Here is a 12,748-nt window from a genome sequence, read left to right on the forward strand (position 1 = left end):
CTCCATACTTAAAATAACTATAAAAGTCCTTAATTAGTACAATCGATTAGCCACCTGGTTTTTAGGCTTATCCTGAACTTTTCCACCTACAGTGAACAGTGATGTTACCCGATTCTTCATTCCAAATTCAAATAGAGCATCTTGAACAGATGAATTCAATTCATCGTGTACAAGTATTAGCGGCGAACCTTTTTGTGAAGCAATCGCGGAAGAAACCAGGGCATCCGGGAAGTCCTGACCTATTGAAAGGAGCACGGTGTCTGATGCCATTTCATCACTGAATTCATTTAAAATAGCAGAAAGCGTTTCATATCTTGTTTCGCCAGCCAAACGCTTCACAGTAGTGCCATTCAAGTTTCTCAACTGTTCTTCTAGATTTGAAGAAATTGCAGCTTCGCCACCAAGGATAGCTGTTCTCTTTCCTTTTACATACGAGAGAGCTTCCGCTGTTATTTTTTTCTTATCAGTTAGAATAATCGCCCAATCGGTTGATGAAGCGATTGGTGCGCTTGCCAGCGCATCTGCATAGCTCAAGCCATTCGCTACAAACACACCTTCAACATGATCAAGTTTCTCATTAATCATAGAGTTTGTTTCATACCGATCGATTCCACCAATTCGTTCTACTGATACCCCTAATTGTTTCACTTGCGTTTCAACCTTATCTGAAATCGCATTTTCTCCACCAACCAAAAGGGCTTTATTAGCACCCAATCGATTGATTTCTTTTTCGGAAAAGGGGTCAAGTGAAGAGCCTCTAGTTAACAGGATAGGCGCGTTTCCTAGTTGGGCAGCAAGAGGGCCAACAGAAAGGGCATCTGCATAACCTAATCCATTCGTAAGGACAACTGTCTTTTCTTCTTTACTACTTTTAAATCCATTAGGATAAATTTCTTTTGATATTTTTACAGCTGTTTCAAATCGGTCGCTTCCAAAGAGGGCTTTACTATTAAGAGTCTTTGTAACATTTTCTCCGGAAATGTTCGTCCAAAGAATATCAGAAGACGATCGATTGATCACTTTTACATTTTTCATTACTTTAGCCGCTGCAATGGCCTGACCCTTTTCATAATAATTACCGTGACTTGAGCCATCGTTGCTCTGGATTTGATAAGGGCGCGTTAAATAATTCGACCACTCGACCGTGCCTTGCTTCTTATCAATCACTTTCGTATTTTTTCGCTCTTTTGCATAAATAATGGCATCCGAAAGCTCAGTAAAAGACTCAGCTTCGGCTTTTCCTTTACTAAACACCTCATAGTTTACTTTAGTAGAATCATAGATCGTTTCCTGCTTATCTTTATCAAATACCGTGACATTCTTAAGCGTCTTAGCGAAGGTTATCGCATCATCTCGTGAAGTGAATTGCTTAATTTCATTTCCGCTACTGTCTTTCACTTCAAACACTTTAAAGAATTTAATTGCAGCCTGAGCAAGCGCATCAGCTGCATCATTTTGGAAACGGGTTGTTTTGATCAGATTTTCTTCTGAAGGATTCGACATATAGCCAAGTTCTACGAGCACAGACGGCATCTGTGCATTTCGAATAACAAAGAAAGCCTGATCATTTTGGATACCCTTATCGAGCAACCCGGTTTTACTCAGCACTTGCGGGTGAACGATACTCGCTAACCTGCGACTTTCGGATTCAAAGTTAACTTGAATGGGATCTGGTGGGTATTCCTCATCCCATGCTGCCGCTTTACTATAATAGTAGGTTTCATATCCTTTTACGAGCGTGCTAAAAGGGTAGGCATTGTGATGAATGGAGATAAAAAGTGAATTGTCATTATTCCCCTTTACGTAATTGTTTGCGATTTTCGTTCTTTCAATCAAATCTTCCTTTGAATCTTGCGCAAAATCTCGATCCGTTTGTCTTGTCATAAATACCTTGATATCGGTTCCTTGCAATTTTTCTTTTAGTTTTAAACCGATTTCAAGTGTCCCAACTTTTTCATAAAAGCCTGTTTGGTCCCCAGAATAACCAGACGTACCTGTAAAACGTCCCCCATGTCCAGGATCAATAACTATGTATTTTTCTGCTGCAGCAAATGACGGACTGAACAAAAACACGATCAACAAAAGAAAAAAATGAACAATTAACCTTTTCTTCATATCCCACTCTCCTATCATGGTAATCTATTACATTTTATTATAGTATGACTGGAACTTCTATGCTCCTTGACAAATTATTCTAAAATGTGTGATTTGGACGATATAACATTAGCATCAAAAAAGCCTTTCTGCACTCTAAGCAGAAAGGCTTTTCATCATTTATTCAACAAATGGGGCGGGCTTCGTTTCAGATACTCCATAATAATATAAAATCGCTTCAACGATTCGCTTAGATGCTTCACCGTCTCCATAAGGATTAGATGCTTGAGACATTTTGTAATACTCTTCCTTACTTGTGAGAAGAGTTGATGCCGTGGAATAGATCGTCTCTTCATCCGTTCCAACAAGTTTTAGTGTACCCGCTGATACGCCTTCAGGTCTTTCCGTATTTTCTCTTAATACAAGAACAGGTGAACCAAGAGATGGAGCTTCTTCTTGCACACCACCCGAATCCGTTAAGATCAACGTAGCTCTTGATGCAAAATTATGAAAATCAATCACATCAAGAGGTTCAGTTAAATGAACACGTGACTGTCCACCTAGCACTTCATCCGCTAACTGTCTAATAGCTGGATTTAAATGAACAGGAAATACCACATGCACATCATCATATTCATTTATAATGCGGCGAACTGCTTGAAAAATATTCCTCATTGGTTCTCCATGATTTTCACGTCGGTGTGAAGTAAGCAGGATCATTCTCTTGCCATCAATTTGTTCTAAAAGTGGATGAGAATAATCCTCTTTCACAGTATGCTTCAAAGCGTCAATTGCTGTATTTCCAGTAATATAAATACGTTCTGTTACTTTTCCTTCATTATATAAATTATCAAATGCTCGCATCGTCGGTGCAAAATGCAAATCAGCAAGTACACCGGTCATCATACGATTCATTTCTTCTGGATATGGCGACATCTTATTAAAAGACCTTAGACCAGCTTCCACGTGACCGACAGCTACTTGATTGTAAAAAGCAGCTAGGCTTGCAGCAAACGTCGTCGTGGTATCACCATGAACAAGTACGAGATCGGGCTTTTCTTCCTTCATGATTGAATCTAGACCATTTAAGGCTCTCGTTGTAATATCAGCAAGCGTCTGTTTGCTTTTCATGATATTGAGATCATAATCTGGCTCTATCTCAAAGATAGATAAAACTTGATCAAGCATTTCTCGATGTTGCGCTGTTACAGCAACAAGTGGCGTAATAAATTGTGGATGCTTTTTTAATTCGTTCACTAGCGGCGCCATTTTTATCGCTTCAGGTCTTGTCCCAAATACACTCATTACTTTAACAGGTGCCATGTTGACTCTCCTTTTGGTCGAATGATGGTGCATGTTCAGTACCATCTTATTAAAACACACATAAAAAAGCAAAAGCCTTCCTATTCATAAGGAAGGCTACCTATTTAGTGACCACTGAAATAATCCACGATAAATTCTCCCCAAACTTCAAAGCCTTTATCATTTGGCCTTGAGTCTACTAAATAGTCTTCTATTTCTGTACTATCAACAGCTGGCCAGACTGACCAGTGATCTAAATAAATGAGGTCATTCGCTTCAGCATAATTTCCTAACGCATTGATTTGAATATTATAATAGCCGGGGTCCGCAATTGGGTTAGAGGGCATTAGCATAATGCTCACACCAGGTAACGACTCGTTTAACTCTGACATAACAGTCGAAAGATTCTGGTGCCCTTCATCAATAATAACCTTCCCATTGTCATTTAACGTAAAGGCTTCTAATACAACAATATCTGGATTTTCGTCGATAACATCATCATATAACTCATCCTGAACAATCGTCTTTGTTGTGGCTTCTTCAAAGGTGAACGCCTTCACAGTAAAAGCCCCTTTCCAAAACGACTCTTCCAAACCTTTTTCAACGCTTTGCTTGAGTCCATTTTTCTTTGTTCCAATCGATTCAGACCCAACAATAGCGACTGAAATCGGATCAATAGAAGACATTATTTTTTCCTGTACCTGCTCTGGAAAATTGGAAACAAGTTTTTCTAAATCCTTATCACTTACCGGCTTTTCATTAAGTTCACTATTTCGAGTATCTAAATTCGAGTTTGAATCGACTTCTGCACTAACACTCTCACCTGTTTGAGCAATCTTATCGTCCCAATGAAATTTTCCTGATATTACAAGTGCTAGACACCCAATGATCGCAATCAATAATACTACATTCTTCATACATTCCCCCCTGAAATCTGTCGAATAATGGTATCTATTAATATTATTGTAATAAAGGGAAAATGATTGCAAGTATAAATTAAAAAAGCCGCTCTTTTTTAGGAGAGCGGCTTTTTGGGATAATTACTTATTTAACCATTTGTTTAGTTGATTCTTCACATCTTTGTTCACGGCATTTTCTCCACCAAGAACTTTAGCTCCAGATACATCCGTTGTTGTAAAGTACTTAACAAGATAAGATTCAATCTCTTTCGGGATTTCATCACTCTTCACAAGGAACATACTACCTTGATCTTTCACAACAAGTGGTGCAGCTGCAAGTGCATCCGGGAAGTTCATTCCATTAGCAACAAACAGTTGATCTGTATTTGTACCTAGTTCTTTATGAATTTCAACAAGCGTACCAAAACGGTTTGCTCCGGCAAGGCGTTTTGTCGTAAGCGATAGTTCATCAGTCATATCAACTACCTCATCTGAGATTACCGCGTCTCCACCAAGAACATATACTTGCTTACCTTTCATTAGCTTTTTCGCATCTTCAGTAAGCGTTTTTCCATCAGTCAGTACAATTGGCATATCGTTAGCACCAGCAATGGAAGCTGCACTTAGGGCGTCTGCGAAGTTTTTACCAGTAGCAAGGAAGACCGCTTTACTAGTTGAACCTTTTTCAGCAAGCTTATTAATAATTTGAACGTTCGTATCATAACGAGTGTCTCCGCTAAGGCGCTCGATATCAGCTGTACTTACGCCTATGTTTGCAAGCTGCGTGTTTACTTTCTTCGAGATTGCATTTTCGCCACCAAGAATCATCACATTTTTAGCTTTTAGGCGAGAAATTTCGTTTAGAACTTCATCTGAAAGCATACCATCTTTATTAGCAAGTAAAATTGGTGCATCGTAAGCACTTGCTAATGGTCCAGCAGATAGTGCATCCGGGAAATTAAATCCAGTTGCGATGAATACTGTATCAGCAGTAGTTCCTTCTGGGTACATTTGCTTTGATACTTCAATAGCCGTTTCAAAGCGATTGTCCCCTGCTACCACTTCTACCATATCGCCATCTGTTTCAACAGGCACGATTGAAAGAACTTCACCAGTCGCTTTATCTTTCAAGAATACTCCAGCTGTATATTTACCACTATTTTCTGGTGTCGTAATTTTCACATCCGTCGTTGCTTTCTTACCTACCCCTAAATCAAAGCTAGACTTACCAGTAACTTCAATCTTACCGGCACCTTTTTCACCAGCTTCAAGCACCTTCGCTTCTGTAACAGAGAGATCGAAATCTGTAGTATCTCCAACCGTTGAATAACCTTCTACACGGATTGTATATTCACCATCTGGAAGATTTTTAACAGAGAACGATTCTTCAGAATCTCCGTCTGCATCAATGGCAATATAATCCCCAATCGTTTTACCATCTTTTGAACGATAAAGGTAAAGATCAAGATCATCGCCCGCATCACTCGTATTGCCGATTGCTACATCGAGAGAAATATTATTCTTCAAGGTCATTGTCTTATCATAGACGCCGCCCTCACCTTTGACTGTTTCACGGCTTTTCATTGTTTCAGGCTTACTAAATGCGCCGCCTACTACTTCTACTGAGCGTTTCGTAGATAAGTAGTTTTCAAATGTGACAGATTTAGATACTTCACTTCCCGGCATAGCGCTACCAAGCGCAATTCTTCCTGGGCTAGATACAATATCCTGAACGAATGCTTCTAGTTTAAATTTGTTCATATCAAGGTCGTCTTTTGGAGCTGCAGTACCATAGACCGCTACTTCCCAAACACCAGACTTAGGACTTTTCGCAACATAGTCTTCTACGCCAATACCATCATAACCAGCATACCCCTGGAATGCGTTAACCTGATCGCCATCAGGATTCATAACAAGCATGCGAACACGTCCCTGGAATTCATCGTTTTCTTTAAGAGCTTCCAAGGCAAATCGCACTTCTTGTGCGCCTTCTTCAACGTTAAAGAAATAACTCTTCGTCTTCGAAGACTGCACTTCATCTTCATGTGTTAAACGGAAACGATCTTCAGAAGTAAAGTCTTCTCCAAGTATGATGGTTTGGAAAGAACGTGCTTCTGCATAAGCGGTATCTGGATCATCGATCAAAAGTGTGCCTGCATTAACACCAATATTCATCTTGCTCTTATCATACTTCACAGTCATTTCCTTAAATTCACCTGGTGCAAGTTTGATGCTTTTCACAGAAGGAGTAAACCAATCAGAGTTTGATGAAATATTAAGGTTTTTCGTCTCATCTGTTGGGTTTTCTACCGTTACTTTAACTTCTTCAGGTACTTCTTTGTTTCGAACATAAAGTCCTGGTCCACCAGAAACTTTCTCACCGTGGTAAACCGTTACATTGACTTCTTTTACTTCATTAATAAAATGCTTGCGAATGTATTCATAGGCTGCGGGTACATCAATTAGACCAGCACCTTCTTGAACACGCGTGTAGCCGTCCACATGAACAGCTGTTTGAATAAGTGCTTCACGAGCAAGCTCGTAATCGAACGGAATGCGATCTTTAAGGGCAGCTTGCTTTAGTGTTGCTACCGCTCCAGCTACATATGGAGAAGACATACTTGTTCCTTGAAGAACTTCGTAATTACCTAAATGCTCTGGGAAAGAAGCATAAGCAGATCCTGGTGCTACGAAGTCTGGTTTTTGTTGACCGTCTTCAGTTGGACCGTTTGCTGAGAAGTACCATAGACCTTCACCTTGTACTGGAGATCCATCTGCATTTTTCCCATATGGGTAGTATCCATACTCAGTTGCCCACATCTTACTGTTAATGTATGCTCCAATCGAAAGAGCTTTCACTCCATCACCAGGAGCACCTACAGAATCCACGCCGGGTCCATCATTACCAGCAGAAGTGACATAAATCGTATCGAATAGCTCGCCCATATCTTCAATGATTTTCGCATAAGCACCGGATCCATCATTAAGGTCTGGTGAGGAGCCAAGACTCATGTTTACGACATCTGTACCAAATCCACCTAACTCTTCAGGTACAGCAGCAAGATACATTGCATTCGCAATACTCCAGCCGTAAGTTCTGCCGGCGGAGTCAAATACTTTTAGACCGTATAGATCTGCCCCAGGTGCTACACCTTCAGCTGCTACAGCGCCAGTTTCATTTTCTCGGTCTGGCCCATTTGCAGCCGTAATACCAGATACGTGTGTACCATGACCGTCACCATCAAAGAAAATTGTTGCAACTGGGAATGGATACAATGTTGAATCCGGGAATTGATGACCTTGATAAGTAGGACTAGGACTTGCAATTCTAAAGTTAGCACCAGCTACTTTGTCTTCGGGGTTAAGGTCCATGTTATCAACATCGCCCTCGCCATATGCTTTTTCGTCAGTGAAATCTTTGTCCTGATCGATATCGATATAGACTTTGTCATCTACGAGAAGAACATCGAAATTAGCATCTCCTGTTCCATCTCCATTTAAGTCTCTATACAACGGCTTGCCTTTTCCATCTACATCATAAGATGCTGGATTCAACGTACCGAAATAATATGTATCGTCTTCCGCATCAATACCTTCTGTTTTATATGTGTCTTCTTCTACAGTAATAGAGTCGCCTTCAGCTGCTTCCTGCTGAAACCACACGTCTCCTTCTCCTACTGTATCTACGACGCCTTTAATTTTAGAAGAAATAATTTCGCCTTTTTCATTATATTGAGTAAAGGCTTCGTGGCCTGGATCGACTCCAGTGTCAATAATCCCTACTTTCACTCCTGATCCATCGTACTTGTCGTGGAATTCATCAACACCGGTTGCTGAGTGAGTTTCTTCGGTTGCAGGTTTAACAACATCTTCAGGGTTTTTCACTTTCGGTTTAAGATCAGTATCTTCTTTCGGACCTTCATCCAGCACGATTTCATTGTTCGCCCCGAGCATACCAACAGAGTCTAAACGATATACCTGTAGAACTTTATTTGTTGGAACTTCAGCAAGATACAAATAGTTGTTTGTATTCTTCTTTACTTTCACTCCAAGTTTTTCAAGCTCTTTTGTAAGATCAGCCCCACCGTGTTCTTTTGCAACAATAATTAATTCCTGTTTTGATTGTTCACTTGCAGCAAGTGAGGCAATCTCCTGTGTGACAGGAAGCTTAAATTTCTTCGTTTCTGTTAAAGCGGCCTCAGCTTTTTCTGGATTATACGTCATTCCCGCGAATGAAGAAGCAACAAGAGAAGCGCCCGCAACAATAGTCAGGACTTTTTTCTTAAACGTCATTTAATTAAATCCCCCTTAGTAATTTGTGAAGTTCCTGCAATCGATCCTCCTTATGAGTGGAATTATTATAATAATTCACTATTTTCAGTTTAATTATAAAGAGATTAAGAGTCAATCTTTAACTGTTAAAATTGTGAAATTTTTTGATAATTTGTAGATATTTTAGGACTTTTGTCCATAAAAGCTTAATAATGACGTAGTGAATAAATCCTCTCAAACGCTCAGTTAACTAGATAACATAAAAAGAAGCGTCAGTATTTTCACTGACGCTTCTTTTTTATTGAACAAGCATTTGATCAATATCCCAAGCTTTTGTTTGATTTATGGCTGCTGGACCACCTAGAATCCGATATTGATTTATTCCTTGATTATTCAAATAGAGAATGGACTTCTCTAAAGAATTATTCTCTCTAGTAGGGTGAACCAAAATAATAGAATGACCTGATAACGATGCAGCCGCCCCGCCAGTTAAAGCATCTGGAAACTTAAGACCAGTAGCAAAGTAAACTCCCTCACTATTTTCTGCTACTCCAAACCTTAGCAATACTTTGAAGTTTGTATCAAAGCGGTCTTCTCCCCCAATTCTCTCCGTATTGGAAGATGGGATTTGAGAGTAGACTCTCTTACCTATGATCGATTCTCCACCAATAACATAAGCTTTGTCTGGATCAAAATCGTTCAAAAAACCCTTCGTTTCAGCTGGTAAAAAATCACTTTTCGTAAAAAGAACAGGGGCTCCGAACCTTGATGCAAAAGATGAAATAGACAAAGCATCTGGGAACTTTTCACCAGAAACGATGAATGCTTCTTTTGTCTTTTCACTACCGACGATATTCGCAATTTTAGTCGCTGTTTCATAGCGGTTATCTCCTGCAATGCGTGTACTCGATATCCCTTCCGCTTTAAGCTGTTCTGTAATTGCTTCAGGAATTGCATTATTCCCACCTATAACTAAAACATGATTAGCAGATAACCTACTAAGTTCCCTCATTACATTGATAGATAGACTATTTTTTTTCGTGAGTAGAATCGGACTACCAAGCATAGAAGCAAGCGGAGAAGCGGCTAAGCTATCAGGAAATTCATCTGAGCGAGCAAGTACTACGAAGCGACCTTTCTTGTTATCGCCTCCAATGGATAGCGTTTGTTCCTCCAACGTAGTCCAATTATTTTTGGAAATTTCGATTGCTGTATCAATTGCAGTGTCACCATAGATACGGTTAAACTCTGTTACTCCGTTAATAGCTCCTTCCATATTTAACACGCCACTTCCAAGGTCGTATGAACTAGTCAGAGCACTAGCCGTTTGCTTTAATAATTTAAACGTTTGCTTATTCGTTAAATATGGAGCATATTCCTTTAGTAAAACACCTGATGAAGCGACAATTGGCGCAGACATACTTGTACCTTTGTCAAAAGCATATTCTCCATTCAATGAAGTACTATAAATGTCCGTGCCAGGAGCAGCAATATCAACTAATGATCCATAATTTGAAAAGGAAGCTTTTTCTTCAGTTCCTGTTTTAACAGAGGCTACGGCTAAAACGTCAGGATAAGCCGCTGGAAAAACCACTCCTGAATCATTATCATTACCGGCTGCACCTACGATAAGAATATTTTTTGAAATCGCTTCTTCAATTACAGTTCTTAGAGCAAACGAGTTATTATAGTTTCCTAAACTTAAATTAATTACATCTGCATCGTGATCAATTGCATAACGAATACCTTGAACAACGGTTGATAAATTGCCAGTACCATTTTCTGTCACTTTAATTGGCATAATCGAAGTTCCACGCGAAGGAGAAACTACCCCTAGTTGATTGTTCGTTACAGCTCCAATAAGTCCAGAAACTTTTGTACCATGACCATCAATATCCTGAACCGATTTAGACGGTTCCACTAGGTTAATCGCATCTACAAGATTTGGTTTTAAATCTGGATGAGTCAGATCAACTCCTGAATCAATTACCGCAACCTTTAATGAACTTGATTCAACATTAGCAAGCTCCCACCCTTTTATGAGATGAATCTGGTCGATCCATGGCTTTTGATATGATAAAAAAGTGTCATTGGGTTGTACTGAATCCATTAAATAAACTGGTTGGTCCATTTCGACATGCTGAACATCTTTATTTGCTTCAAACTGTTCAATCATTTTATCTACTTCATTGACAGGTACATTAATGACTTCTACTTTGGTAGAAAGTTTCGAATCTCTTGATGGACTTTTAGTCTGTTCATATGTAACAAGAATACGCTCTGTCTCATTATCAGATTCCGCTTCTGATAATTCAGGATTTACTGAAAAGAAGAAACTGCATAATAACAATAGAAAAATAGTTTTTGACTTCAGTTGTGACACCTCTCCCATGATTGAATAACTTCATTTCTGCTATCTCTAGTCTATAACGAATTTTTCGACAAATCACTAGAATAGTATCACAATAAGAGTTAGAAAAAAATGGTTTAGGGGGAGTAAAGTCGCATATATTTGGGAGTTTTATCGCTGAAAAAGGGGTTAAACACGTTCATGTAGAAGATTTTGGTGTTGTTGCTGGATTGCCTGGAGTTTTTCTTCGAGGTTATGTTGTTCTTTCCGCATACTTCCAATAATTTGAATCAAACTCGTGATCATTGTTTCTACGCGTTCTAACCGATCTTCTTGCATTTTCGACACCTCCTTTTCATTTTCATCATTTTACCATATAATGGTCAGTATCGTTCGAAAATTCTTTCGACAAACTCATGTTGGGAAAACTACGTCGAAAATAGGCATTTAAACCCTATAAATTCGTTTATATTTCCCAACCTCAAAACTATTCTCTTTTCTGAGAATTTTTAGTAAACTGTAATCAAATAGTTCTAGGAGAAAGGGAGCAAAGAATGATTGGAGCAAAAATCCGATACTTCAGACAAATGAAAGGCATCACTCAAGAACAACTTGCTTCCGGTATCTGTTCTATTCCTTATCTAAGTAAAATTGAACACGGACTTGCCCAGCCAAGTGAAGAACTTGTCGAACATCTATGTAATGAGCTAGGTGTCTCTTTAGAACAGGTTGATGATGAAGATAAAATGAAAAAACTTCATCTTGATCTTGATGCCTGGTACAAAGAAATGCGTCTTCGTAATTTTGAAGAAGTGATAAATTTTAAAAACCGTATTGATGAAGAGATTGATGGTGTAGAAGATCCAGATACTTTAACTAAATATCTCCTTCTATCATTTAGATACCATATATTGTTAAGAGAATCTGATAAAGCTAATGATATTTTAGAAAGACTATATCATGTACAAGAAAGATTATCTGAACAACTAGAATTTTATTACTTTTACTTTTTAGGATTATACTATTACCAGAATAGTAAGTTTAAAGAAGCAGGTGAGCAATACAAAAAGGCGCATTTTCTTCTCACTTCTATGAAATCGAATTCGGCAGAGTGGGCGGAGTTTTATTATCAGCAGGCACTTGTTCATAATCGCCTTAGTCAAATCACATTATCCAACAATCTAGCAATCAAGTGCTTGGAGATGTTTAACAAAGAGTATAACTTTAAAAGAGCGTCTGATACTGAAATATTGTTAGGCGTTAATAATAGAGTCATTTTAAACTACGGAGAAGCAGAGCATCACTTTCAAAATGCTCAAAAATATGCAGAGTCTTTCAATGATAAAAGATTAAAAAGTATTATTTATCACGACCTTGGATATGTGTATTCTTGCCAAAATGAATCTGCTTTGGCTTTAAAATATTATCAACTAGCATTACAAAACAGTGAAGTCCATGAGATTGAAGATCGAGCTAAAACAATTTATTTAATTGCTTCTGAGTATACAAAAAGCGGTGACTATGAACTAGCTCGTAATTCAATCGATGAAGGAATGGAACTAGTCACTAAAACAGAGTACTTAGAATATATTCATCATTTTAAAGTCTTGATTTTAAAACTTAATACGAAACAAAGTGAAAATCAAGAAATGCTCCTGAAAGAAGCAGTGGAGTATTTTGAAGAAAAAAATCATTGGTACTATGTTTCAGAGTACGGTGAAATGCTGGCAGACCATTATTTTAATAATGGCCAATATAAAAATTCAAGTTTTTATTTTAGGTTAGCGAACGATGCCAGGAAAAAAATCATGAATTAGAAAGGGAGAAATAA

At 38.6% G+C, this 12,748-nt stretch carries 7 protein-coding genes; 1 reads left to right on the top strand and 6 read right to left on the bottom strand.

Features of this window, described 5'->3' with window-relative positions:
* Positions 1 to 33: 33 nt before the first annotated feature.
* The 6 genes from AC0VYH_RS19125 to AC0VYH_RS19150 all read right to left on the bottom strand — a co-directional run bounded on the left by AC0VYH_RS19125 (position 34) and on the right by AC0VYH_RS19150 (position 11,256).
* The gene (locus tag AC0VYH_RS19125; RefSeq protein WP_475367980.1) at positions 34 to 2,115 is read right to left on the bottom strand and encodes a cell wall-binding repeat-containing protein; all 2,082 of its coding nucleotides are present in this window, start codon (positions 2,113 to 2,115) and stop codon (positions 34 to 36) included.
* 159 nt (positions 2,116 to 2,274) lie between these two features.
* Positions 2,275 to 3,417: a non-hydrolyzing UDP-N-acetylglucosamine 2-epimerase gene (wecB, locus tag AC0VYH_RS19130; RefSeq protein ID WP_475365868.1), complete on the bottom strand. Its 1,143-nt coding sequence runs from the start codon at positions 3,415 to 3,417 to the stop codon at positions 2,275 to 2,277.
* A gap of 104 nt (positions 3,418 to 3,521) precedes the next feature.
* Positions 3,522 to 4,313 carry an SGNH/GDSL hydrolase family protein gene (locus AC0VYH_RS19135; RefSeq protein WP_475367981.1) on the bottom strand — a complete coding sequence of 264 codons (792 nt, stop codon included), beginning with the start codon at positions 4,311 to 4,313 and terminating at the stop codon, positions 3,522 to 3,524.
* A gap of 123 nt (positions 4,314 to 4,436) precedes the next feature.
* A complete protein-coding gene (locus AC0VYH_RS19140) occupies positions 4,437 to 8,588 on the bottom strand; it encodes a cell wall-binding repeat-containing protein (protein WP_475367982.1) in 4,152 nt (1,383 codons plus the stop codon).
* Between the two features lie 277 nt (positions 8,589 to 8,865).
* The gene (locus AC0VYH_RS19145; RefSeq protein ID WP_475372929.1) at positions 8,866 to 10,950 is read right to left on the bottom strand and encodes a cell wall-binding repeat-containing protein; all 2,085 of its coding nucleotides are present in this window, start codon (positions 10,948 to 10,950) and stop codon (positions 8,866 to 8,868) included.
* A gap of 156 nt (positions 10,951 to 11,106) precedes the next feature.
* Complete coding sequence (locus AC0VYH_RS19150; RefSeq protein WP_226615326.1) at positions 11,107 to 11,256, bottom strand: hypothetical protein; 150 nt, start codon at positions 11,254 to 11,256, stop codon at positions 11,107 to 11,109.
* A gap of 215 nt (positions 11,257 to 11,471) precedes the next feature.
* On the opposite strand from AC0VYH_RS19150, the gene AC0VYH_RS19155 reads away from it, so the two are divergent.
* Positions 11,472 to 12,734, top strand: a complete 1,263-nt coding sequence (locus AC0VYH_RS19155; RefSeq protein ID WP_475372930.1) for a helix-turn-helix domain-containing protein — start codon at positions 11,472 to 11,474, stop codon at positions 12,732 to 12,734.
* The last annotated feature ends 14 nt before the right edge of the window (positions 12,735 to 12,748 follow it).

Source organism: Anaerobacillus sp. QJM3NY_32, from assembly GCF_056173645.1.